Annotated in this window: 31 protein-coding genes; 4 read left to right on the top strand and 27 right to left on the bottom strand. The window is 61.6% G+C overall.

The features are described 5' to 3' along the window. Positions 1–224: 224 nt before the first annotated feature. From Q0D44_RS06045 to Q0D44_RS06025, 5 genes are all read right to left on the bottom strand, one after another. Positions 225–1,025 carry a hypothetical protein gene (locus tag Q0D44_RS06045; protein WP_294133945.1) on the bottom strand — a complete coding sequence of 267 codons (801 nt, stop codon included), beginning with the start codon at positions 1,023–1,025 and terminating at the stop codon, positions 225–227. Between the two features lie 148 nt (positions 1,026–1,173). Further along, entirely contained in the window at positions 1,174–1,716 is a 543-nt protein-coding gene (locus tag Q0D44_RS06040) for a pseudouridine synthase (protein WP_294133942.1), read from the bottom strand. Positions 1,717–1,719: 3 nt separating this feature from the next. Then, on the bottom strand, positions 1,720–2,856 hold the full coding sequence (locus Q0D44_RS06035; RefSeq protein WP_294133993.1) for a cupin domain-containing protein: 1,137 nt from the start codon (positions 2,854–2,856) through the stop codon (positions 1,720–1,722). Between the two features lie 40 nt (positions 2,857–2,896). Further along, complete coding sequence (locus Q0D44_RS06030; protein ID WP_294133939.1) at positions 2,897–3,580, bottom strand: hypothetical protein; 684 nt, start codon at positions 3,578–3,580, stop codon at positions 2,897–2,899. Positions 3,581–3,742: 162 nt separating this feature from the next. Continuing rightward, entirely contained in the window at positions 3,743–4,129 is a 387-nt protein-coding gene (locus Q0D44_RS06025; RefSeq protein WP_217673603.1) for a PH domain-containing protein, read from the bottom strand. A 144-nt stretch (positions 4,130–4,273) separates the two neighbouring features. Here Q0D44_RS06025 and Q0D44_RS06020 point away from each other — a divergent pair, with 144 nt between their 5' ends. The 3 genes from Q0D44_RS06020 to Q0D44_RS06010 all read left to right on the top strand — a co-directional run bounded on the left by Q0D44_RS06020 (position 4,274) and on the right by Q0D44_RS06010 (position 6,442). Next, a complete protein-coding gene (locus Q0D44_RS06020; RefSeq protein WP_294133930.1) occupies positions 4,274–4,828 on the top strand; it encodes a nuclease in 555 nt (184 codons plus the stop codon). Between the two features lie 184 nt (positions 4,829–5,012). Then, a complete protein-coding gene (locus tag Q0D44_RS06015; RefSeq protein ID WP_294133928.1) occupies positions 5,013–6,047 on the top strand; it encodes a sensor histidine kinase in 1,035 nt (344 codons plus the stop codon). A 2-nt stretch (positions 6,048–6,049) separates the two neighbouring features. After that, the gene (locus tag Q0D44_RS06010) at positions 6,050–6,442 is read left to right on the top strand and encodes a response regulator (protein WP_294133926.1); all 393 of its coding nucleotides are present in this window, start codon (positions 6,050–6,052) and stop codon (positions 6,440–6,442) included. Here Q0D44_RS06010 and Q0D44_RS06005 read toward each other — a convergent pair. Together Q0D44_RS06005 and lepA are read right to left on the bottom strand one after the other, a co-directional pair. Continuing rightward, a complete protein-coding gene (locus tag Q0D44_RS06005; RefSeq protein WP_294133923.1) occupies positions 6,433–6,852 on the bottom strand; it encodes a hypothetical protein in 420 nt (139 codons plus the stop codon). The two genes, Q0D44_RS06010 and Q0D44_RS06005, sit on opposite strands and share 10 nt — an antisense overlap. A gap of 71 nt (positions 6,853–6,923) precedes the next feature. Next, positions 6,924–8,732 (bottom strand): translation elongation factor 4, encoded by a 1,809-nt coding sequence (gene lepA / locus Q0D44_RS06000; RefSeq protein ID WP_294133920.1) that lies wholly within the window; start codon positions 8,730–8,732, stop codon positions 6,924–6,926. A 182-nt stretch (positions 8,733–8,914) separates the two neighbouring features. Here lepA and Q0D44_RS05995 point away from each other — a divergent pair, with 182 nt between their 5' ends. Next, complete coding sequence (locus Q0D44_RS05995; RefSeq protein ID WP_294133916.1) at positions 8,915–9,685, top strand: CsgG/HfaB family protein; 771 nt, start codon at positions 8,915–8,917, stop codon at positions 9,683–9,685. A 42-nt stretch (positions 9,686–9,727) separates the two neighbouring features. Here Q0D44_RS05995 and Q0D44_RS05990 read toward each other — a convergent pair whose 3' ends face one another. From Q0D44_RS05990 to rpsS, 20 genes are all read right to left on the bottom strand, one after another. Then, entirely contained in the window at positions 9,728–10,759 is a 1,032-nt protein-coding gene (locus tag Q0D44_RS05990; protein ID WP_294133913.1) for an acyltransferase, read from the bottom strand. A gap of 110 nt (positions 10,760–10,869) precedes the next feature. Then, the gene (locus tag Q0D44_RS05985) at positions 10,870–11,403 is read right to left on the bottom strand and encodes an SRPBCC domain-containing protein (protein WP_294133990.1); all 534 of its coding nucleotides are present in this window, start codon (positions 11,401–11,403) and stop codon (positions 10,870–10,872) included. Positions 11,404–11,441: 38 nt separating this feature from the next. Continuing rightward, positions 11,442–12,098: an adenylate kinase gene (locus Q0D44_RS05980; RefSeq protein WP_294133911.1), complete on the bottom strand. Its 657-nt coding sequence runs from the start codon at positions 12,096–12,098 to the stop codon at positions 11,442–11,444. Between the two features lie 46 nt (positions 12,099–12,144). Continuing rightward, on the bottom strand, positions 12,145–13,509 hold the full coding sequence (gene secY / locus Q0D44_RS05975; RefSeq protein ID WP_006960343.1) for a preprotein translocase subunit SecY: 1,365 nt from the start codon (positions 13,507–13,509) through the stop codon (positions 12,145–12,147). Positions 13,510–13,702: 193 nt separating this feature from the next. Next, on the bottom strand, positions 13,703–14,236 hold the full coding sequence (gene rplO, locus Q0D44_RS05970; protein WP_119745085.1) for a 50S ribosomal protein L15: 534 nt from the start codon (positions 14,234–14,236) through the stop codon (positions 13,703–13,705). 136 nt (positions 14,237–14,372) lie between these two features. After that, positions 14,373–14,552 (bottom strand): 50S ribosomal protein L30, encoded by a 180-nt coding sequence (rpmD, locus tag Q0D44_RS05965; protein ID WP_119745086.1) that lies wholly within the window; start codon positions 14,550–14,552, stop codon positions 14,373–14,375. Positions 14,553–14,557: 5 nt separating this feature from the next. After that, positions 14,558–15,286, bottom strand: a complete 729-nt coding sequence (gene rpsE / locus Q0D44_RS05960; protein WP_217673614.1) for a 30S ribosomal protein S5 — start codon at positions 15,284–15,286, stop codon at positions 14,558–14,560. 2 nt (positions 15,287–15,288) lie between these two features. Continuing rightward, the gene (gene rplR, locus Q0D44_RS05955) at positions 15,289–15,642 is read right to left on the bottom strand and encodes a 50S ribosomal protein L18 (RefSeq protein WP_017184040.1); all 354 of its coding nucleotides are present in this window, start codon (positions 15,640–15,642) and stop codon (positions 15,289–15,291) included. A 1-nt stretch (position 15,643) separates the two neighbouring features. Beyond that, entirely contained in the window at positions 15,644–16,177 is a 534-nt protein-coding gene (rplF, locus tag Q0D44_RS05950) for a 50S ribosomal protein L6 (protein WP_119745089.1), read from the bottom strand. Further along, complete coding sequence (gene rpsH, locus Q0D44_RS05945) at positions 16,177–16,572, bottom strand: 30S ribosomal protein S8 (RefSeq protein ID WP_006960330.1); 396 nt, start codon at positions 16,570–16,572, stop codon at positions 16,177–16,179. Before rpsH ends, rplF begins: the two co-directional genes overlap by 1 nt. 12 nt (positions 16,573–16,584) lie before the next feature. Beyond that, the gene (gene rpsN / locus Q0D44_RS05940) at positions 16,585–16,890 is read right to left on the bottom strand and encodes a 30S ribosomal protein S14 (protein WP_119745090.1); all 306 of its coding nucleotides are present in this window, start codon (positions 16,888–16,890) and stop codon (positions 16,585–16,587) included. 50 nt (positions 16,891–16,940) lie between these two features. After that, positions 16,941–17,516: a 50S ribosomal protein L5 gene (rplE, locus tag Q0D44_RS05935; RefSeq protein WP_294133897.1), complete on the bottom strand. Its 576-nt coding sequence runs from the start codon at positions 17,514–17,516 to the stop codon at positions 16,941–16,943. Further along, complete coding sequence (gene rplX, locus Q0D44_RS05930; RefSeq protein WP_294133893.1) at positions 17,516–17,827, bottom strand: 50S ribosomal protein L24; 312 nt, start codon at positions 17,825–17,827, stop codon at positions 17,516–17,518. Before rplX ends, rplE begins: the two co-directional genes overlap by 1 nt. After that, on the bottom strand, positions 17,827–18,195 hold the full coding sequence (gene rplN / locus Q0D44_RS05925) for a 50S ribosomal protein L14 (RefSeq protein WP_006960322.1): 369 nt from the start codon (positions 18,193–18,195) through the stop codon (positions 17,827–17,829). Before rplN ends, rplX begins: the two co-directional genes overlap by 1 nt. 164 nt (positions 18,196–18,359) lie before the next feature. After that, on the bottom strand, positions 18,360–18,623 hold the full coding sequence (gene rpsQ, locus Q0D44_RS05920; RefSeq protein WP_006960320.1) for a 30S ribosomal protein S17: 264 nt from the start codon (positions 18,621–18,623) through the stop codon (positions 18,360–18,362). 12 nt (positions 18,624–18,635) lie between these two features. Then, the gene (gene rpmC, locus Q0D44_RS05915) at positions 18,636–18,839 is read right to left on the bottom strand and encodes a 50S ribosomal protein L29 (RefSeq protein ID WP_056691689.1); all 204 of its coding nucleotides are present in this window, start codon (positions 18,837–18,839) and stop codon (positions 18,636–18,638) included. A 4-nt stretch (positions 18,840–18,843) separates the two neighbouring features. Next, a complete protein-coding gene (gene rplP / locus Q0D44_RS05910; protein ID WP_006960313.1) occupies positions 18,844–19,275 on the bottom strand; it encodes a 50S ribosomal protein L16 in 432 nt (143 codons plus the stop codon). A 21-nt stretch (positions 19,276–19,296) separates the two neighbouring features. Next, complete coding sequence (gene rpsC / locus Q0D44_RS05905; RefSeq protein WP_006960312.1) at positions 19,297–19,992, bottom strand: 30S ribosomal protein S3; 696 nt, start codon at positions 19,990–19,992, stop codon at positions 19,297–19,299. Positions 19,993–19,996: 4 nt separating this feature from the next. Continuing rightward, entirely contained in the window at positions 19,997–20,383 is a 387-nt protein-coding gene (gene rplV, locus Q0D44_RS05900) for a 50S ribosomal protein L22 (RefSeq protein WP_006960310.1), read from the bottom strand. Then, entirely contained in the window at positions 20,383–20,658 is a 276-nt protein-coding gene (gene rpsS / locus Q0D44_RS05895; protein WP_017184033.1) for a 30S ribosomal protein S19, read from the bottom strand. Before rpsS ends, rplV begins: the two co-directional genes overlap by 1 nt. Positions 20,659–20,660: the final 2 nt, after the last annotated feature.

The raw sequence follows: 20,660 nt of genomic DNA, 5'->3' as shown, positions 1-20,660 counted from the left end.
GCCGCGAACCTGAGCCTCTGCAAGCTCAACCAAACCCAAAAATGTAGTGGTAACACTCGCGCCGGTGCGTGCATGTCATTGAACAAAAATGCCTTTTCCAAAAGCACTGTTCAAGTTGGGTGAGACAGAATTTGTAATTTCCGGTTCAATCCATCATTCTCAAACAGCAGGTTCGGATGGTCAGCCGTCCGTCGAGTGAATTTTGCCCATCGCGATTGCGACATTCACAGATTGCCTTGCTCATCAAAGGCTAAAAATTTTAACATCCATTCTTGTTCGACCTCAGATGGATCATAGCGAATTCCCGGACCTTCGCTTTTCCAATAGCGAGGACCTATAACCTCATCATGAAAAACCAGCTCAGCAGTTAGATACATTAACCAAACATCTGCTTTCATTGAAGAAACGATGACCTTTCGCGCCTCTTCATCTTCTTTATAGCACTTCACTGGCTCGAACATTGCGTGAATGGGGCCCACGTGGACATTGTATTCAGACAAAATCCCATAGTATTTACCCAATATTGGAATAATTTTAGTTGCCCATCCAATACACTTGGAAGACGATAGCTTTCCAGCGTGGAACCGTTCAAGATTGTCAGTCTCGGTAGCAATGGCAACCACCGTCGCAATTATCTCAATGAAGGATCGCCCTAACATTCCATATTGCCGTCGATAACCATGACGGGCGACTTCAATACTCGCAAGGTAAGTGTTGACAGCAGTTGCGAGCAAACGCGCTACAGTGGGTTTGTAGCTGTCGTCATCCACTTGAGGAAGGTGTCGGATGACCAGTCCCATCGCCTCTCCGAAGAGTTCACTACAAGCTTCTAAATCCGTTTTTGCAAGTCGGTCGAACGATGCCGTGATTTTCGGAGCGTCCCGCTTGAACTGGTTTTTCAACATATTTTTGGTTGTGAAAATAACGCGATTGTTTTTGGTATCGCGATACATAGCTGCTATATTTTTAAAAGCGGGCGCGTTCAGCTTTTTTCGAGCGGATTTAGCACGTGTTTGCTTGGTCATTTGGTACAGCCGCTATGTGAACCTAACTACAAGCAGAAGGCTTCTGCAACGATCAGTAAGGAAACGATTTCGCACCAGCAAGCCGAACGTCAGATATCGGATATCGATAGAGCTGTTTTAATGACAAGATGTGGTCGTCCAGCCCCCTTCACCCAATCTCGCGCCATTCCCCCGGCTGCACGCCCTCCAGCGTCCATTCGCCAATCGCCCAGCGCACCAGCCTGAGCGTCGGATGCCCGACCGCTGCCGTCATGCGCCGCACCTGCCGGTTCTTGCCCTCCCTTATCGTCAGGCTGATCCAGCAATCGGCAACGGTCTTGCGAAAGCGCACCGGCGGGTCGCGCGGCCAGAGCGCCGGGTCGTCGATCCGTTTGACCTCGGCGGGCAAGGTCCGCCCGTCCTTCAGCGTCACCCCGCGCCGCAGCGCGTCGAGTGCCGCCTCGTCCGGTTCGCCCTCCACCTGCGCCAGATAGGTTTTGGGCATTTTGAAGCGCGGGTCGGCGATCCGCGCCTGCAAGCGGCCATCGTCGGTCAGCAGCAGCAGCCCTTCGCTGTCCGTGTCCAGCCGCCCGGCGGGATAGACGCCCGGCACATCGACAAAATCCTTGAGCGTCTGCCGCTCCGGGCCATTGGCTTCGGGGGTGAACTGGCACAGGACGTTGAAGGGCTTGTTGAACAATATCAGCGTCATGGCCTAAAACTCTTCCTCAAATGCCAGGCTTCCCTGGTTGACGAGCGCGGTGAGCAGGGCAAGCCCGGCATCAGACGGATCGACCGTCACATGATCCTGCGCGCAGATCGTCTCGGCCAGCGGCGCCGTGTCGCCCTCACAATCAAAACATTCGCCATCGACGAACAGCAGCAGACCCGCCCCCTGCCGCACGAAGGAAAAGCGGCTCGCGGGATTGCGGCACAGCGCCGCGCCCTGCGCCAGCATCGCCGCGACATCACCCGCTTCCATCGGCTCTTCGGGCCGCCAGTCAGTGTCGGGATATTTGGGGCTGCTGCTATACTGGCCGAACCAGCGGGCAAAGGCGTCGCGGTCGGCCAGCGCCTCTGTCACCAGCCCGTGCAGCCGGTCGATCGCAGCAGGGGCGATTTCGCCCGGATTGGCCTGCCGCGCCAGATCGGGGTCGGCGTAGCGATCCTCATCCGGCATCGCGTCCACCAGCGTCTCGGACCAATGTTCGACCAGCTCGGCGCGCGAGGGCGCGCGAAAGCCGACCGAATAGGTCATGCAATCATCGCCCACCGCGACGCCATGATGCGCGACGCGCGGCGGCACATAGAGGATATCGCCCGGCTCCAATATCCATTCCTGTTCCGGTACAAAATCCGCGATCAGGCGCAGATCGTCATGCGGCAAAAGCGGCGTGGCGGAATCGCACAGGCCACCGACCTGCCAGCGGCGACGGCCCAGCCCCTGCACCAGAAACACATCATATTGGTCGAAATGCGCGCCCACCCCGCCGCCATCGGTGGCGTAGCTGACCATGACATCGTCGATCCGCCAGTTGGGGACGAAGCGGAACGGGTCGATCAGCGCCGCGACCTGCGGCACATGATGGTCCACCGCCTGCACCAGCAATGTCCAGGGCCGGCCACCCAACTGGCCAAAGCGAGTTTCGGGCAGCGGGCCGCTCTCCATCGCCAGCCGATCATCGCCCAGCGTGATGAGCCGCGATTCCACGCCTTCCTCGCATGCCAGCCCCGCCAGCTCGTCCGGCTCCAGCGGATTGCGCCACTCCCCCCACGGGTTGCGGATCAAAAGCGGCTTCTTCTGCCAATAGTCGCGCAGGAACAGGGCGGGATCGAAATGGGAAAGCTGCATCACCAGCCCTTGCCCCTATCCGCCCCCGCTGTCAAAACCCCTACATCTCCAGCCCGATCAGCGTCCCGCTGCCGATGCGGTCGACATAGCGTTTGCCGTCAATCTCCAGCCAGTCGGGCGTCACCTCCAGCCGTCGTCCCCGGATGGTCGTGCGCAGATGTTCCACCGCGATCCGGTTGCGCGCGACGATGCGCAGCACGGCCAGGCCATCGCCCCGCGACGCCATCATCGAATAGCGGTCGCCGCGCAGCAAAAAGTGCCAGCTGCCATTGGTGGGCAACCATTCATTGCCGTCGATCACCTGCACCGGCTCGCCATCGGGCGCGCCCAGCCGCACGCTGATCCGCGTCGCGCCATTGGTCCGGCGGGGCGGGGCGAAGATCAGGATCGGTTCGCCGTCCAGCGTGATCGGGATCGGTGTGTCGCGCAGCAACCGCGATCCGCCGACGATCAGCTGCGGCAGTTCGGCGGAAAAGGGCAGCCGGTCGCGCGCGAAATGGCGCTGGCGCACGACGGGATTGGCATGGAAACTCTGCACCTGCGTCGCGGTGAGCCGCCCTTCCTCGACCAGCCCGTGGCAGGTCGGGCACAGCAAAGTCGCGCCATTGCTGTCGGGCAGGCCCAGATAGCGATAGATGGTCACCCCGCACCGCACACAGGCAAAGCCGCAGGCCTGCCTTATGTCCGCGCGCTGCTCGGCCGTCAGTTCCGTCAATGACGGCATCACTCGCAAGCCCATGCAGACGACCCCTTGTCCGCGCCGCGCCACATGATGCGGCCCGGCGTTGCTGTTTCTGGCGTCCTCTGCGGCTGGGAACTCTGCCGGTCCCTCAATCTGCTATCGTTGAAATATATGCGTCAAAGTCAAGGGGTAGCGTGAAGCACCCTATCTCTGCGGCAAAAGATCCAGGTTGCGCGCGGCGGCAATAGCGCGAATTCGGCCGGGCCGCGGCATATTCTTGATCGCGATTTCGGCGACATCGCCCGCACTGAACAGCTCGACATGGCCGACGTCGAAGATGCGCTGGCCCAGGCTTTGCGTGATCCGCACGCTGCGAATGCTCGACAGCGCGACCTCCGTCCGCTGCTTGGCCAGCAGCCCCCGCTCCATCAGCACCTCACGCTCGCTCAGCGCCAGCCGCTCGCCCTTGTGCATCACCCACCACACCGCAATCGCCAGGATGCCGACCACGGACACCAGCAGCAGCGTGAACAGCACGGGGTGCGCCCGGAACATCGCGGGATGCTCATCATATAACCAGCCCTCGCTCATGCCGCCTCCTGCGTCGGGAACGCGCCGGTTTGACCATGCCCCCGCGCCATCGTCAAGCCGCCGATCCCCGGACCTGCGCCAATGTGGTTAACGAAATATTTGCGAAAGATCAGTACCTATGAACAGAATAGTGGAAAACCGATCATGGCACATAATCTCTACGACCTGGGCGATCGCGCACCCAATGCTTCGGGTGCCTGGCTGCATGATACGCAGGAGGGCCGCAACCACATCCTGCCGGCGGGCATCATCCTGCTCACGCTGCTGATCGCGGTCGGTGCCATATTGCTGCTCAAGGATATTTGGCACACCCCCGATGATACTAGGGTCGCTGGCTCGATCACCATTTCCGAACGGTTCGAAACCTGCGACGACCTGACTGGCGAGGCCTGCATCCTCTCCGCGGACAGCTATGCCTATAAGGGCAAACGCTATCATGTGGCCGACATTAGCGTCCCCAGCCAGGCCGATGCCCAATGCCCGGCCGAAGCCGAACTGGCGCAGCAGGGCCGCACCGCACTGGCCGCGATGATCAACGGCGGCACGTTCGACGCCCGGCCCGATCCGGTCGATCCCGACCCGTCGGCCAGACTGCTGGTGCGCGACGGCGTGTCGCTGGGCCAATTGATGATCCTCAAGGGCCATGCCCGGCCCTGGTCGCCCAAGCCGATCAACTGGTGCTTGGGCGGGGCGCGCTGATGGCTGCATTTCCGCCTTTGTCAGACCGCCAAAATTAACGCACCGAATTGATGCACCTAAAAGGCTGCGCCGTGCTAAACTTCCGGCTCAAAGCCACGGATGCGGGCTTTATGCCTACAGCTTGGCATTATATCCAGGGTACGGCTTTCGCCCCGCGAGCCTCTGGTTTCCGAAGGCTTCGGCCATGGAATTTTTTACGGCTTCTCCGCCAGACTCAACGCACAGCCTGGGATTGGCTATCGTCCGATCCTCCAGCACGCCGCTCCTGCTTCTCGATGACCAGCTGGTCGTCCTGGCGGCGAGCGATACATTCTGCATGGCGTTCGGGCTGCGGACCGACGCAGTCGTGGGCATGGAGATTGCGACGCTTGGCGGGGGCGAGTGGGACATATTGCAGTTGCGATCGCTCCTGATCGCGACCCTGTCCGGCAACGCGGCGATCGACGCCTATGAACTGCTGCTGCATCGTCGCTCCGGCGACCTCAATCTCATCCTCAATGCAACGCTGCTCAACTATTCGGGCAGTGAGACGCGCCTGCTGCTGTCGGTCACGGACGTCACCGCCATCCGCCTCGCGGAGCGGCAAAAGGATGATCTTGTCCGCGAAAAAATGGTGCTGCTTCAGGAATTGCAACATCGCGTCGCCAACAGCCTTCAGATCATCGCCAGCGTGCTGATGCAAAGCGCGCGCCGGGTGCAGTCGGACGAGGCGCGCACTCACCTCAACAATGCCCATCATCGCGTCATGTCTATCGCCACCCTGCAACGGCAACTGGCGACAACATCGGTCGGCGACGTGGCGCTGCGCCCCTATTTTACCGATCTGTGCAACAGCATCGGCGCGTCGATGATCGCCGATCCCCGCCGCCTGGCGATCACCCCGACCATCGACGAATCGACCACCACGGCGGACGTGTCGGTCAGCCTGGGCCTGATCGTGACCGAACTGGTGATCAACGCGCTCAAACATGCCTTTCCGCGCAAGGTGCATAAGGGACTGATCACCGTCGGCTATGCATCGAATGGAGAGGGATGGCAGCTAACCGTGGGCGACAATGGCGTCGGTATGCCCGCCAAGGACGCGGAGCCGGGCTTGGGCACGGGGATTGTCGAAGCCCTGTCCAAGCAATTGGGGGCGAGGGTGACCATCAGCAATGCCCGTCCCGGCACTTTGGTGTCGATCGTGCATCGCGCACAGCGCAGCACCGGGGACGATTGACCATGACGACCGCGCCGACCGCGCCGCTATTACTCTATGTGGAGGATGAGATCCTCATTCAGGACATGCTCGTGTCCGCGCTTGAAGAAGCAGGCTTTCAGCTACTGGTGGCGGATAATGGCACGCAGGCACTGGACGTGCTGGCCGCGCAAGCCGACCGACTGGACGGCATCATTACCGACATCAATCTGGGCGATGGGCCGGAAGGCTGGCACGTTGCCCGAAAAGCGCGTGAACTGCTCAACATGCTGCCTATTGTCTATGTCAGCGCCGCCAGTGATCATGAATGGTTTTCAAAGGGCGTTCCCAACAGCATCATGATCGCCAAGCCCTTCGTTCCCGCGCAGGTCGTTGTGGCGATTTCGTCGCTGCTGACGGTTTCAGGTCAGGGCTGATATGGGCGACTCAGGCCCCTGCTCCGCACCGCCGCCAGCACATCCCCCGCCAGCCGCGCATAGTCGGCGCAGGCGGCCTGCATCGCCGCGCCGCCGTCACCGTCGCGCAAGCCGCCATAGCAATGCCGGTTCTGCGCCGCGCGCATCATGCGCAGCCGCCCGCGCTCCACGCCCGCCAGCCCCAATTGCTTGCCTGCCCGCCGCCAGGCTTCCGCCGCGCTGAAAATGCGCCGCCCCGGATGAATGCCGGGATCGCGCCCTGCCGCCGTGCCCAGCCGGTCGATCCGCTGCGCCTCGACAATCATGTCGGTCAGGAACAGGTCCAGTTCGCGCAGCCCATTGCCGATCAGCCTGGCGGGCATCGCGCCACGCCGTTGCGTGGCCGCATCGGGGCATTGGCCCCACGACATGCCATTGGCCAGAAACGCCGCCGCCCGCTCGATCCGGTCCAGTTGGCCGGTTAGGGCGGCGTGGGGGTCGGTCAGTTCTCGTCGCCCATCCGCAACGCCGCAATAAACGCTTCCTGAGGAATCTGGACGCTGCCATATTCGCGCATCCGCTTCTTGCCTTCCTTCTGCTTGTCGAGCAGCTTCTTCTTGCGGCTGATGTCGCCGCCATAGCATTTGGCGGTCACGTCCTTGCGCATCGCGGCGATCGTCTCGCGCGCGATCACCTTGCCGCCGATCGCCGCCTGGATCGGAATCTTGAACAGATGGCGGGGGATCAGGTCTTTGAGCCGCTCGCACATGCCGCGCCCGCGCGATTCCGCGGTGCCGCGATGGACGATCATGCTCAGCGCATCGACCGGCTCTGAATTGACCATGATGCTCATCTTGACCAGGTCACCCTCGCGATAACCGATCTGGTGATAGTCGAAGCTGGCATAGCCGCGGCTGATGCTCTTCAAGCGATCGTAAAAGTCGAACACGACTTCGTTGAGCGGCAGTTCATAGGTCACCTGCGCGCGGCCGCCGACATAGGTCAGGTTCTTCTGGATGCCGCGCCGGTCCTGGCACAGTTTCAGGATGGAACCGAGATATTCGTCGGGGCAATAGATGATCGCCTCGATCCATGGCTCCTCAATCTCGTCGATCTTGGTCGGGTCGGGCATGTCGGCGGGATTGTGCAGTTCGATCTCGCCCGCGCCATAGGTGAGCTGGATCTTGTACACCACCGACGGCGCAGTGGTGATGAGGTCGAGGTCATATTCGCGCGTCAGCCGCTCCTGAATGATCTCCAGATGGAGGAGGCCGAGGAACCCGCAGCGGAAGCCAAAGCCCAGCGCGGCGCTGCTCTCCATCTCGAAGGAGAAGCTGGCGTCGTTCAGGCGCAGCTTGCTGATGGAGTCGCGCAACTTGTCGAAATCATTGGCGTCGACCGGGAACAGGCCGCAAAACACCACCGGCTGCACTTCCTTGAAGCCCGGCAGCGGTTTCAGCGCGCCATTCTTCACCGTGGTGATGGTGTCGCCGACACGGGTTTCGGTGATGTCCTTGATCTGCGCGGTGATAAAGCCGATCTCGCCGGCGGCCAGTTCCGGCAGCGCCTCGATCTTGGGGCGCATACAGCCCACCCGGTCGATCAGATGTTCGGTGCCGCCGATCATGAACTTGATCGCCTGGCCCTTCTTGATCACGCCATTGACGACGCGGACCAGGATGACGACGCCCAGATAAGGGTCGTACCAGCTGTCGACCAGCATCGCCTCCAGCGGGGCGTTGCGGTCGCCCTTGGGCGGCGGGATTTTCTTGACGATGGCTTCCAGAATCTCGTCGATGCCGATGCCCGACTTGGCGCTGGCCAGCACCGCTTCGGATGCGTCGAGGCCGATCACGTCCTCGATTTCCTTGCGCACCTTTTCCGGTTCCGCGGCGGGCAGATCGATCTTGTTGAGCACCGGCACGATCTCATGATCATGTTCGATCGACTGGTAAACATTGGCCAGCGTCTGCGCTTCGACGCCCTGCGCCGCGTCCACGACCAGCAGCGCGCCCTCGCACGCGGCAAGGGAGCGGCTGACTTCATAGGCGAAGTCGACATGCCCCGGCGTGTCCATCAGGTTCAGCTCATAGGTCTGGCCGTCTTTCGCGACATAGTCCAGGCGCACCGTCTGCGCCTTGATCGTGATCCCCCGTTCCTTCTCAATGTCCATATTATCAAGGACTTGGGCGCTCATCTCGCGGTCGGTCAGGCCACCGGTCCGCTGGATCAGCCGATCCGCCAGCGTGGACTTGCCATGGTCGATATGGGCGATGATCGAAAAGTTACGGATGTGGCTAAGCTCAGTCATTGCGCGCCGATAGCAGGTGTCATCGGCCCTGTCAGCAGGATCGCGAAAGCCCCGTCCGATAAGATGACAATGGCCGTCACTTGGCCCCGCTCCGCTTGGAAGCGTAACACTGCTATGATATGCTCAGCTAAAATATCGGGCGCGCACAAATTCAGATCAAGCAACAAACGGGGTTCTTGAAAATGCGTGTATTTAAGAGGGTGACAGCAGCGGCGCTCTGTCTGGCGCTGGCCGCGCCGCAAGCCATGGCCGCCGACAAGGGATCGTCCGGTCGCCAGGCCCAGACGAAAAAGCAGATGGAAATCCCCCGCTGCACCAAGCGCCTGGGCACCGTCGCGATCGTCGAGCCGGACAATCAGTGGTGGCGTGAACTGAATCTGGGCAGCCCCGAAGCGATCATCAAGCTGTTCGTCCAGCAATCGGGCTGTTTCGGCATCGTCAATCGCGGCCGTTCAATGGCGAGCCGCAATCTGGAACGCGCGATGGCGGATTCGGGCGAATTGCAGTCGGGCAGCAATCTGGGCAAGGGTCAGGTCAAAGCGGCGGACTATTTCATCCAGCCTGACATCGTGACCACCAACAAGAATAGCGGCGGCAACGCCTTTGGCGGGATGCTGGGCGGGATGCTCGGCGGCCGGATCGGCGGCGCGCTGCTAGGCGGCATCTCGATCAAGAAGAGCGAGGCCAATGTCATGCTGTCGGTGGTCAATGCCCGCACGACCGAAGAGGAAGTGATGGCGGAAGGCTATTTCCGCAAGTCGGACCTGAGCTTTGGCGGCGGTGGCGGCCTTGGCTGGATGGGTGGTCTGGCGGCCGTCGGTGGCGGCGGTTACCAGAATACCGACATCGGTCAGGTGATCGTGCTGGCCTATCTGGACGCCTATACCAAGATGGTGACACAGATGGGCGGTCTGCCTGAAAATGCAGCGGCGGCTGCGCCCGTCGCCAAATAAGATAAGGAGGGGCGCGGCCGGACTATCTGGCTGCGCCCTTTTTCATGCCGGGACGATGGCGACCGCTGCCCGTTCGCGGCGGCGTTTCCACCAGCGCAATATCGCCTCCCCCGCTGGCCGTTCGACCGCGCGGTTGATCGCTGTCCCCAGCAGCAGCGCCACGGCGAAGGCGGCGAAGAAGCCGATCCAGGGGCTATAGCCTGCCTTGGCAACCTCCAGCATGACAATGAAGCCGACATGCTGGTGGATGAGGTAGAAGGAATAGCTGATCCCGCCCAGCCAGACGAGCGGGCGCAGGCTGAGGAAATGCAGCCGCCCCGCAATCAGCGCCGCGAAGGCCGCGATCAGGACGCAGGCGACGATGGTCACGTCCCACGTCTCGATCGTCGCCACCGATGCCAGGGACAATAACATATAAGGTGCTTGTTGCCACCAGCTGCGCCGTCCGGCCCAGACACGGTAGGACAGCATCCCGATGACGAAAAAGGGCAGATAGCGCAGCACCAGCAGCATGATGATGCGTTCAGGCATGTCGGGCCACGCGAAATAGAGCCAGCGCACCGCCAGCCATGCTGCCAGCACCGGTTCAAGCCGCTTGAGGCCCGCAAAGCGCCACAGCGCGATCATGCAGACATAGAAGCCGATCTCCACCGTCAATGTCCAATAGGCACCATCGACTTCGGGCATGAAGGCAAAGCCCTGTAACATGGTGAAGTTGGCAAGGATCGCCACCGGGCCAACCAGCAACTGGGTCGCATGAGCCAGATATTCGATACCCAGCGTCAGGAGCATCGCGACGATATAGGCGGGATAGAGACGCGCGAAGCGGTTGACGATGAAGTCCGCGACCGATCCGATCCGGTCGAGCGTGAAGAAGATCGCAAAGCCCGAAATGGTGAAGAACAGCAGCACCCGATAGTTTCCGCCGGGGAAGCTGAAAGGGACATGGCTGGCCTGCGGAAACAGCTCGTGGAAGCGGGTGGAATAATGGAAGATCAGCACGCACAGTGCCCCGATGCCGCGCAAGGCGTCCAACTCGGTCAGGCGAGTGCGGGAGGGAGGCGATCCGGTCATGCTGCGGTATAGCAACACGACAGCAATAAATCAGTTAACATCGTGGTTAACTATCGTGCCTTAACCCTCTTTTGTTGCCGATAGTTTGCCAGATCGCATCAGTCAGGCCGTCAGTGCGCCTCGGCAGCCCGTTTCAGGCCCTGCAATTGTTCGTTCAGCACCTGATCGACGATCGGCGCCATCGCGGCTGGACCACTGCGCAAATAGCCCCCCACCACATAGGTCATGATGACCTGAACCCCCTTGCCCTTTGGCTGGATCGTAAAATCGAGCGTGCCAACGACCCCTTCGCCCTGGAGCGGCCCCAGCGCGGCTGAGAGGCGCAACTGTTTGCCGGGGACGGCGTAGATGACGCGGCCATGTTCGACACTGCCGGATTTGCCGGACGGATCAGGCATGGTTTCGCAAAAACAGCCGCCCGCACGCGGGTCCAGCGTCATATTGGCCGAATCGCCGCTATAGGTGTGACTGTCATTCCACCAGCGGCCGGGTGCCGCCAACAACGCATAGACTGCGTCAGCGTCCGCCGCGATCTCGACGCTGCTTTGCGTCGCAAAGCCAATCTCGCTGGTCGCCGTTACAGCAGAATGGGCCGGAGCAGCCATCGCCGCACCAGCCCATGCCAATAGTCCGATCATGCGCATCATGCCCTCCCCCCTTTGTGTACGGAGGGCAGTCTAGCTCAGGCGACGCCGCCGTCCAAGATAGCGGCAATCGCGACACTGACATCGTCCATGTCCGCCATGCCATCGACGCGCGACACGATGCCGCGCGCTTCGTAGATCGGCAGGATCGGTGCGGTCTTGGCGCGATATTCGGCCATTCGGGTGCGCACCGTTTCCTCATTGTCGTCGGGACGACGCTTGAATTCGGTGCCGCCGCACTTGTCGCAGACGCCTTCAGCCTTGGGCGTCTTGAACGTGTCGTGATAGCCTTCGCCGCAGCTGGCGCAGGTGAAGCGGCCAGTGATGCGTTCGACCAGCGCATCTTCATTGACTTCCAGTTCGACGACATGGTCGAGCGAACGGCTGCGCTGCTCCAATATGGCGTCGAGCGAATGGGCCTGCGCCTGCGTCCGCGGATAGCCGTCGAAGATGACCCCGGTGTCGGGGGCGAGCGCATCGAGCGCTTCGCCGATGATGCCGGATACGACTTCGTCCGGCACCAGCGCGCCCGATTCCATCAGCGCCTTCGCCTGCAACCCTACGGGCGTCCCCGCCTTTACCGCGGCGCGCAGCATGTCGCCGGTGGACAGCTGGACCATGCCACGGCTTTCGACCAGACGGCTGGCCTGCGTCCCCTTGCCAGCGCCCGGAGGGCCAAGCAATATGATATTCATTGCGCGCATTCTCCCCTGTTGTGCGCCCTTGGCCATTATGCGCCGATCAGCGCATACGGCCTTTCAGCTTCGCCTTCTTGATCAGGTCCCCATATTGATGGGCGAGCAGATGGCTTTGAATCTGGGTCACTGTATCGACCGTAACATTGACGACGATCAACAAGCTAGTCCCACCAAGGTAGAATGGAATTCCCGCCCGTGCGATGGCGAACTCCGGCACAAGGCAGATGAACGCCAGATAGGCCGCGCCAATCACCGTGATGCGCGTCAGCACATAGTCCAGGTAATTTTCGGTATTCTTCCCCGGACGGATGCCGGGAATGAAGCCGCCATTGCGCTTGAGATTGTCAGCCGTTTCTTCCGGGTTGAACACCACGGCGGTGTAAAAGAAGCAGAAGAACACGATGCCAAGGCCGTACAACGCCATATAGACCGGGCTGCCGTGCGACAGATACTGGTTCAGCGTCAGCACGAAATCGCCCAGCCTGCTCTCACCCGCCACGGTCTGGCCCGCAAACTGCGAGATGGTGAGCGGCATCAGCAGCAGCGAGCTGGCGAAGATGGGCGGGATCACGCCTGCAGTGTTGACCTTGAGCGGCAAATGGCTGCGGTCCGCCTGCATCAGGCCCTGGCGCGTCTGGCGCTTGGGATATTGAATCAGGACGCGGCGCTGGGCGCGCTCCATGAAGCAGATCAGAAGGACGAGGCCAACGGCCATCACCATGACCAGGAAGATCAGCAGGCCGGAGATCGTGCCTTCGCTGCCCGACTTGAACAGGTTGCTGAGCGTCACCGGCAGTTGGGCGACGATGCCCGCCATGATGATGAGCGACACGCCATTGCCGATGCCGCGCGAGGTGATCTGTTCGCCCAGCCACATCAGGAACATGGTGCCGCCGATCAGCGAGACCACGGCGGTCAGGCGGAACAACATGCCCGGTTCGATGACGGCGGCCACGCCGGATTGCGCGCCAAAGCCTTCAAGCCCGACGGCGATGAAATAGCCCTGCACCGCGGTCAGGCCGACCGTGCCATAGCGGGTATATTGGTTGAGCTTCTTGCGCCCGCTCTCGCCTTCCTTCTTGATCGCCGCCAGCTTGGGCGAGAGCGACGCGCCCAACTGCACCACGATCGAGGCGGTGATATAGGGCATGACGCCGAGCGCGATCAGGCTCATGCGCGACAGGCTGCCACCCGAAAAGGTGTTGAAGATGTCGAGGATGCCGCCCTGCGTCTGGCTGTAGAGCTGCGACAGGGCCGTCGGATCGACGCCGGGCAGCGGCACGAAGCTGAGGAAACGGAACACGATCAGCGCGCCCAGCGTAAACCACAGGCGCTTCTTGAGGTCGGTCGCCTGGCTGAATTTCGCGAGGCTGAGATTGGATGCGAGCTGGTCGGCTCTCGATGCCATGGTGGCTGCCCTTCAAATCATGCGTGCCGGAGCGCCGAGGCCCCGGAGCGGAATCGCTCATCCCTTAGCGGGACGGGTTAGCCGTGTCGAACGGGGAGTTGCCGCGCAAGCGACAAATAGACCCCCAGATGCACACAGCCCCGCCAACCCATATCGGGCAGCGGGGCCATACATGCAAGTCTGGGACGGCGGATTAGGCCTTCCGGGCAGCCTTGGCAGCGGCGAGCGCCGTACCCTTCTTGGCCTTTGCCTTGTCGGCTGCGGCGACGACTTCGATCACCTCGACCTTGCCACCGGCCTTTTCGACCGCTTCCAGAGCGCCCTTCGACGCACCGGAGACCAGGAAGCTGACCTTGGCGGTCAGTTCACCCTTGGCGAGCAGGCGGACGCCGTCTTTGCCACCACGGGCAAGCGAGGCGGCCTTGAGCGCGGCATGGTCGATGGTCGCGTTGGCGTCCAGCTTGCCTGCGTCGATCGCCTTCTGCACCGCGCCCAGGTTCACGATGGCAAAATCGCTGGCGAAGATGTTGTTGAAGCCGCGCTTCGGGATCCGCATGTGGAGCGGCATCTGGCCACCCTCGAACCCGTTAATGGCGACGCCCGAACGCGCCTTGGCGCCCTTCTGGCCGCGACCGGCGGTCTTGCCCTTGCCCGAACCGATGCCGCGTCCAACGCGCATACGGCCCTTGCGGGCACCATCATTGTCACGGATGTCATTGAGTTTCATGTCTTGCACTCGCTTTCGCTATGTTCGCGCTATCCCCAGATGGGGAACCAAAGAGGCCGGGCCGATAGCCCAGCTGTAGAAAAAACGAAAGAGGGGTTTCCCCCTCTCCCGCTTGATTTCGTCGGATCGAAGGGCTTTAGCCCTCGACCACCTGCACCATGTGGGGCAGCTTACGGATGGCACCGCGGACTTCCGCCGTGTCTTCCAGTTCCACCACGCGGTTCATCTTGCCCAGGCCCAGGCCGATCAGAATCTTCTTCTGGTCGGCGGGACGGCGGATCGGTGAACCGATCTGCTTGATCTTGATCTTGGCCATATCGCTTACTCCGCAATCGCTTCGGCGTCGGCAGCGGCCAACTCGACCGAGGCACCACCGCGACGAAGCAAGTCAGCGACCTTCTTGCCGCGACGCTGCGCCACCGACTTGGGGCTGGTCTGCTCGCCCAGCGCCGCAAAGGTCGCCCGGATCATGTTATAGGGGTTCGACGTGCCGTTGGACTTGGTCACGACGTCCGCAACGCCCAGGCTTTCGAACACGGCGCGCATCGGACCACCGGCGATGATACCCGTACCGGCAGGCGCCGAACGGACCGTCACCTTGCCCGCACCGAAATGGCCAAGGCCATCATGATGCAGCGTGCGGCCTTCCTTAAGCGGAACGCGAACCATTGCCTTCTTGGCAGCGGCGGTCGCCTTGCTGATCGCTTCAGGCACTTCGCGCGCCTTGCCATGGCCGAAGCCCGCACGACCCTTGCCATCGCCAACGACGACCAGAGCCGCGAAACCGAAGCGCTTGCCGCCCTTGACGGTCTTGCTGACGCGGTTGATGTGAACCAGCTTCTCGATCAGTTCTTCGCCTTGATCTTCGTCGCGGTTGCCGCCACGACGATCGTCACGACGGCCACGGCCGCCACGATCGCCGCCGCCACGGTTGCGATCGCCGCCGCCACGGTTGCCACGGGCACCGCGGCCAGGACCGCGACCTTCGGTCGGTGCAGCGTCTGCACCGTCGACGGGCGCAGCGACTTCAATGGTGTTTTCGTCAGCCATGCTCAGAACTCCAGCCCGGCTTCACGGGCCGCATCGGCCAGCGCCTTGACGCGGCCATGGAAAAGGAAACCGCCGCGGTCGAACACGACGCGGGTGACGCCGGCCTTGGTCGCGGCTTCCGCCACGCGCTTGCCGACATCGGCAGCCGCATCAGCGGTTGCGCCGGTCTTGCCGCGCACGTCCTTGTCCAGGGTCGAGGCGGCGGCGACGGTGGTGCCGGCGGCGTCATCAATGACCTGGGCGTAGATGTGACGGCCCGAACGATGAACGCTCAGACGCGGGCGATTGCCCGACACGGCCTTGAGGGCGGTGCGAACGCGGCGACGACGCCGCGCGAAGAGGGAAAGCTTTGCCATCTTACTTCTTCTTCCCTTCCTTGCGGAAGATGAATTCGCCGTCGTACTTGATGCCCTTGCCCTTATAGGGTTCGGGCTTACGCCAGCGACGGATCTCGGCCGCAACCTGTCCGACCTTCTGCTTGTCGATACCGATGATCTCGACCGTGGTGTTATCCGGGGTCTTGATCTCGATCCCTTCGGGGATCGCGTAATCGACGTCGTGGCTGTAGCCCAGCTGCAACTTCAGGTTCTTGCCCTGCGAGTTGGCGCGGTAGCCGACGCCGGTGATCAGCAGCTTCTTGGTGAAGCCTTCGGTCACACCGGTGATCAGGTTCTGGACGAGCGTGCGCTGCATACCCCAAAAGGCGCGAGCCGCTTTGGTCTTGTTGGCTGGCTGCACCGAAATGCCGTCATTTTCCAACGTGTAGCTGATCTCGTCGCGCAGCGGCATGGCGAGGGTGCCCTTGGGGCCCTTCACCGAGAGCTGCCCGCCCTCGATGGTCGCGGTCACCCCATTGGGGATCGCGACCGGTTTTTTACCGATGCGGCTCATTAGAACACCTCCGCCAGCACTTCGCCGCCGACATTCTGTTCGCGCGCTTCCGCGTCGGACAGAACACCCTTGGGCGTCGAGACAATGGTGATGCCCAGGCCATTGCGGACTACCGGCAGTTCCTTAGAACCCGAATAGACGCGGCGGCCAGGCTTGGAGACGCGAGCGACATGCTTGATGGCCGGCTGGCCTTCAAAATATTTCAGCTCGATGCGCAGGCCGGGGTGGGCGCCAAGCGCTTCCTCGGAATAACCACGGATATAGCCTTCGCGCTGAAGCACGTCGAGAACGCGGGCGCGCAGCTTGGACGCGGGGGACATAACGCTGTCCTTCTTCGCCTGCTGCCCGTTGCGGATGCGGGTGAGCATATCACCCAGGGGATCGGTCAATGCCATGAGATGATATCCTTACCAGCTCGACTTGGTGACGCCGGGGATCAGGCCCTTGTTGGCCAGATCACGCAGCTGAATACGGCAGAGCCGGAATTTGCGGTAATAAGCGCGCGGGCGACCGGTCAGCTCGCAGCGATTACGCACGCGAGTGGGGTTACCGTTGCGGGGAATTTCCGCCATCTTCAGACGGGCGATCAAACGATCACCGTCGTCAGCATTGGTATCATTTGCGATCGTCTTGAGCTTCGCATAACGGCCGGCATATTTCTTCACCAGCTTCTTGCGACGTTCATTCTTGTTGATCGAACTCAGTTTCGCCATGACTTAAGTTCTCTTCCTTAGCTAATGCGTTGGGAGAGAAGCGGGGCCGATTAAGCCGCCTGCTTCTCTTCTTCCTGCGGGAAGGGGAAACCGAACAGGCGCAGCAGCTCGCGCGCCTCGTCGTCCGTCTTCGCGGTGGTGGTCACGATGATGTCCATGCCGCGCACCTTGTCGACGCGGTCATAGCTGATCTCCGGGAAGATGATCTGTTCCTTGATGCCGAAGGCATAGTTGCCACGGCCGTCAAAGCTCTTGGGGTTCAGACCACGGAAGTCGCGCACGCGGGGGAGCGCGATGTTGATCAGGCGATCCAGAAACTCATACATGCGCTCGCGGCGCAGCGTGACCTTGGCACCGATCGGCATCCCCTCACGCAGCTTGAACTGCGCGATCGACTTCTTCGCCTTGGTGATGACCGGCTTCTGGCCAGCGATCAGTTCCATTTCCTCGGCGGCCTGGGTGACCTTCTTCTTGTCCTGGGTCGCTTCGCCCACGCCCATGTTGAGCGTGATCTTTTCGATCCGGGGGATTTCCATGACGTTCTTGTAACCGAATTTCTCGGTCATCGCCTTGATGATCTCGGCGTCATAGAGCGCCTTGGAGCGCGGGATATAAATGTCGGCCATTACAGCACCTCACCGGACTTGACGGCGACGCGAACCTTCTTGCCGTCGCGCTCCTCGAAACGAACGCGGGTCGGCTTGCCGTCCTTGTCGGCGACTGCCACGTTCGAGATGTGGAGCGGCGCAGGCTTGCGCTCGATGCCGCCCTGCGGGTTCGACTGGTCGGGCTTGCGATGCTTCACATGCACGTTGATGCCTTCGACAAGAACCTTCTCGTCCTTGGGCATCACCTGCAGGACAGCGCCGGTACGGCCCTTGTCCTTGCCAGCCAGGACGACAATCTTGTCGCCCTTCTTGATCTTAGCAGCGCTCATTACAGCACCTCAGGGGCTAGGCTGATGATCTTCATGTGCTTCTTGGCACGCAGTTCACGAACCACGGGGCCAAAGATACGGGTGCCGATCGGCTCCTCGTTCTTGTTGATCAGCACAGCGGCGTTACCGTCGAAACGGATCACCGAACCATCGGCCCGACGAATGTCCTTGGCGGTACGCACGATGACGGCGCGGTGAACGTCGCCCTTCTTGACCTTGCCGCGCGGAGCCGCTTCCTTGACGGAGACGACGATGATGTCGCCAACGCCAGCGAAGCGCCGCTTCGACCCGCCCAGCACCTTGATGCACTGGACGCGCTTGGCGCCGCTGTTGTCCGCGACGTCAAGATTGGATTGCATCTGGATCATGGATCCGGTTCCTTCTTATTTGGCCTACCGGAAAAATTCCGGCGGTTCCGAATTTCGTGCCTGGACCCTTGGAGTCATACGCGAAGCGCGGGCCTGTAACCCCTTCTGAACGAAAAGGCCAGCCCCGCGTCGCAATTAGACTCAAAGAGTCGGTGACCTATCCCTCAGGCCGCCGTTTCCGGCGACTTGTGGGTGTCCACGCGCTCGATGACCTTCCAGGTCTTGAGCTTGGAAATCGGGGCGGTTTCCTCGATGCGGACCGTCTCGCCTTCCTTGTAGACATTGCCCTCGTCATGGGCATGATATTTCTTCGAACGACGAATGATCTTGCCGTAGAGCGCGTGCTTTACCTTGCGCTCCACGCGAACGACCACCGTCTTGTCGGTCTTGTCGGAAACCACAGTTCCCGTCAGCACGCGCTTGGGCATCGTGTGGTTCCTTTACTTGGCAGCGGAGCTGTTACGCTCCGTCTGCAGGGTCTTGATCTGCGCGATCGACCGGCGGACTTCCTTGACCCGGCTGGGCTTTTCCAGCTGGTTGGTGGCCGCCTGGAAACGCAGGTTGAACTGCTCGCGCTTCAGGTTGTTCAGCTCGGTCGACAGTTCGTCGTCCGTCTTGGTCTTGAGGTCAGCAACATTCGCCATGACCTTAGCCCTCCAGATGCGAGGTGTCGCCGAGGCGGGCGACAACCTTCGTCTTGATCGGCAGCTTCATCGCGGCACGCGAGAAAGCCTCGGCTGCAAGCGGACCGGGCACGCCGTCCAGCTCGAACAGGATGCGACCGGGGGCGACGCGGGCCGCCCAATATTCGACCGAACCCTTGCCCTTGCCCTGACGGACTTCGGCCGGCTTCTTCGTCACCGGAACGTCGGGGAACACGCGGATCCACAGACGGCCCTGACGGCGGATGTGGCGGGTGATCGCGCGGCGGGCCGCTTCGATCTGACGCGCGGTGATCCGTTCCGGCTCCATGGCCTTCAGCCCGTAGGCGCCGAAGTTCAGCGCAGTGCCGCCCTTCGCATCGCCCTTGATCCGGCCCTTGAAGGTCTTGCGGAACTTCATTTTCTTCGGTTGCAGCATGACGCTATACCCTATTCAAAATCAGCGCGCCGGACGCACGCCGGAGGTCTGAGCCTCCAGCATGAGCCGGTCGGTCGCGAACGGATCATGGCCGAGAATCTCGCCCTTGAAGATCCACACCTTGATCCCGCACACGCCATAAGCGGTATGCGCGGTGGCTTCGGCATAGTCGACGTTCGCACGCAGCGTGTGCAGCGGAACGCGGCCTTCGCGATACCATTCGACGCGCGCGATTTCCGCGCCGCCCAGACGGCCGCCACAGGTGATCTTGATGCCTTCGGCACCCAGACGCAGCGCGGACTGAACCGCACGCTTCATCGCCCGGCGGAAAGCCACGCGGCGTTCCAGCTGATCGGCAATACCCTGCGCGACGAGACGGCTGTCGACTTCCGGCTTGCGGATTTCGACAATGTTCAGCGACACGTCGGACGAAGTCAGCGCACCCAGCTTCTTGCGAAGCTTTTCAATGTCTGCACCCTTCTTGCCGATGATGACACCCGGACGGGCGGCATAGATCGACACCCGGCACAGCTTGGCGGGACGCTCGATCACGACCTTGGAGATCGCAGCCTGCGGCATGTTCTTGAAGATGAACTGGCGGATCTTGAGATCTTCCAGCAGGAGACGACCATAGTCGGCACCCTCGGCGAACCAGCGGCTGTCCCAGGTACGGTTGATCTGGAGACGCAGACCGATCGGATTGCTCTTGTGACCCATGTGCTTACGCCTCCGCTTCTTCGCCAGCTTCACGCACGACGATACGCACGCGGCTGTAAGGCTTGAGGATCCGGGTCGACTTGCCGCGGCCACGGGCATGGAAGCGCTTGAGCGTGAACGCCTTGCCTACCGATGCTTCCGCGACGACCAGTGCGTCGACGTCCAGATTGTGATTGTTTTCGGCGTTGGCGATGGCCGAAGCCAGCACCTTGCGCACGTCGACCGCCATCGCCTTCTTGGAGAAGGCGAGGATGTTCAGCGCGTCCTCGACCTTGCGGCCGCGGATGAGCGTGGCGACCAGGTTCAGCTTCTGGGCCGAACCACGGATCTGCGTGCCAACGGCCAGCGCTTCATTGTCGGCGACGCGACGCGGAGCTTTTTCCTTGCTCATTAGCGCTTGCCCTTCTTGTCGGCGGCGTGGCCGGGGAAGAAGCGGGTCGGAGCGAATTCGCCCAGCTTGTGACCCACCATTTCCTCGTTCACGGAGACCGGAACATGCTTGCGGCCGTTATAGACGTTGAACGTCAGACCAACGAACTGCGGCAGGATGGTGGAACGACGCGACCAGGTTTTGATCGGCGCACGGCCACCCGCGTCCTGCGCGGCTTCCGCCTTCTTCAGAAGGCTGAGGTCCACGAACGGACCTTTCCAGACGGAACGAGCCATCT

It is taken from the genome of Sphingobium sp., assembly GCA_023266575.1.
Classification (GTDB): domain Bacteria; phylum Pseudomonadota; class Alphaproteobacteria; order Sphingomonadales; family Sphingomonadaceae; genus Sphingobium.
Note: the sequence above shows the minus strand (reverse complement) of the source record. Positions and strands in the feature narration are given on the sequence as shown.

What these genes read in the sequence shown, in the direction of transcription:
- rplN (WP_006960322.1), bottom strand. Translation starts at nt 18,195, where the DNA reads ATGATCCAGATGCAATCCAATCTTGACGTCGCGGACAACAGCGGCGCC.
- Q0D44_RS05995 (WP_294133916.1), top strand. Translation starts at nt 8,915, where the DNA reads ATGCGTGTATTTAAGAGGGTGACAGCAGCGGCGCTCTGTCTGGCGCTG.
- rplF (WP_119745089.1), bottom strand. Translation starts at nt 16,177, where the DNA reads ATGAGCCGCATCGGTAAAAAACCGGTCGCGATCCCCAATGGGGTGACC.
- rpsN (WP_119745090.1), bottom strand. Translation starts at nt 16,890, where the DNA reads ATGGCGAAACTGAGTTCGATCAACAAGAATGAACGTCGCAAGAAGCTG.
- rpsH (WP_006960330.1), bottom strand. Translation starts at nt 16,572, where the DNA reads ATGGCATTGACCGATCCCCTGGGTGATATGCTCACCCGCATCCGCAAC.
- Q0D44_RS06030 (WP_294133939.1), bottom strand. Translation starts at nt 3,580, where the DNA reads ATGCCGTCATTGACGGAACTGACGGCCGAGCAGCGCGCGGACATAAGG.
- rpsC (WP_006960312.1), bottom strand. Translation starts at nt 19,992, where the DNA reads ATGGGTCACAAGAGCAATCCGATCGGTCTGCGTCTCCAGATCAACCGT.
- rplE (WP_294133897.1), bottom strand. Translation starts at nt 17,516, where the DNA reads ATGGCCGACATTTATATCCCGCGCTCCAAGGCGCTCTATGACGCCGAG.
- rpsQ (WP_006960320.1), bottom strand. Translation starts at nt 18,623, where the DNA reads ATGCCCAAGCGCGTGCTGACGGGAACTGTGGTTTCCGACAAGACCGAC.
- lepA (WP_294133920.1), bottom strand. Translation starts at nt 8,732, where the DNA reads ATGACTGAGCTTAGCCACATCCGTAACTTTTCGATCATCGCCCATATC.
- rpsE (WP_217673614.1), bottom strand. Translation starts at nt 15,286, where the DNA reads ATGGCTGACGAAAACACCATTGAAGTCGCTGCGCCCGTCGACGGTGCA.
- rplX (WP_294133893.1), bottom strand. Translation starts at nt 17,827, where the DNA reads ATGAGCGCTGCTAAGATCAAGAAGGGCGACAAGATTGTCGTCCTGGCT.
- rplR (WP_017184040.1), bottom strand. Translation starts at nt 15,642, where the DNA reads ATGGCAAAGCTTTCCCTCTTCGCGCGGCGTCGTCGCCGCGTTCGCACC.
- Q0D44_RS05990 (WP_294133913.1), bottom strand. Translation starts at nt 10,759, where the DNA reads ATGACCGGATCGCCTCCCTCCCGCACTCGCCTGACCGAGTTGGACGCC.
- Q0D44_RS05980 (WP_294133911.1), bottom strand. Translation starts at nt 12,098, where the DNA reads ATGAATATCATATTGCTTGGCCCTCCGGGCGCTGGCAAGGGGACGCAG.
- Q0D44_RS06005 (WP_294133923.1), bottom strand. Translation starts at nt 6,852, where the DNA reads ATGTCGTGGGGCCAATGCCCCGATGCGGCCACGCAACGGCGTGGCGCG.
- Q0D44_RS06040 (WP_294133942.1), bottom strand. Translation starts at nt 1,716, where the DNA reads ATGACGCTGATATTGTTCAACAAGCCCTTCAACGTCCTGTGCCAGTTC.
- Q0D44_RS06010 (WP_294133926.1), top strand. Translation starts at nt 6,050, where the DNA reads ATGACGACCGCGCCGACCGCGCCGCTATTACTCTATGTGGAGGATGAG.
- rpmC (WP_056691689.1), bottom strand. Translation starts at nt 18,839, where the DNA reads ATGGCGAATGTTGCTGACCTCAAGACCAAGACGGACGACGAACTGTCG.
- secY (WP_006960343.1), bottom strand. Translation starts at nt 13,509, where the DNA reads ATGGCATCGAGAGCCGACCAGCTCGCATCCAATCTCAGCCTCGCGAAA.
- Q0D44_RS06045 (WP_294133945.1), bottom strand. Translation starts at nt 1,025, where the DNA reads ATGACCAAGCAAACACGTGCTAAATCCGCTCGAAAAAAGCTGAACGCG.
- rplV (WP_006960310.1), bottom strand. Translation starts at nt 20,383, where the DNA reads ATGAGCAAGGAAAAAGCTCCGCGTCGCGTCGCCGACAATGAAGCGCTG.
- rpmD (WP_119745086.1), bottom strand. Translation starts at nt 14,552, where the DNA reads ATGGCCAAGATCAAGATCAAGCAGATCGGTTCACCGATCCGCCGTCCC.
- Q0D44_RS06025 (WP_217673603.1), bottom strand. Translation starts at nt 4,129, where the DNA reads ATGAGCGAGGGCTGGTTATATGATGAGCATCCCGCGATGTTCCGGGCG.
- rplO (WP_119745085.1), bottom strand. Translation starts at nt 14,236, where the DNA reads ATGAAACTCAATGACATCCGTGACAATGATGGTGCCCGCAAGGGCCGT.
- Q0D44_RS05985 (WP_294133990.1), bottom strand. Translation starts at nt 11,403, where the DNA reads ATGCGCATGATCGGACTATTGGCATGGGCTGGTGCGGCGATGGCTGCT.
- Q0D44_RS06035 (WP_294133993.1), bottom strand. Translation starts at nt 2,856, where the DNA reads ATGCAGCTTTCCCATTTCGATCCCGCCCTGTTCCTGCGCGACTATTGG.
- Q0D44_RS06020 (WP_294133930.1), top strand. Translation starts at nt 4,274, where the DNA reads ATGGCACATAATCTCTACGACCTGGGCGATCGCGCACCCAATGCTTCG.
- Q0D44_RS06015 (WP_294133928.1), top strand. Translation starts at nt 5,013, where the DNA reads ATGGAATTTTTTACGGCTTCTCCGCCAGACTCAACGCACAGCCTGGGA.
- rpsS (WP_017184033.1), bottom strand. Translation starts at nt 20,658, where the DNA reads ATGGCTCGTTCCGTCTGGAAAGGTCCGTTCGTGGACCTCAGCCTTCTG.
- rplP (WP_006960313.1), bottom strand. Translation starts at nt 19,275, where the DNA reads ATGCTGCAACCGAAGAAAATGAAGTTCCGCAAGACCTTCAAGGGCCGG.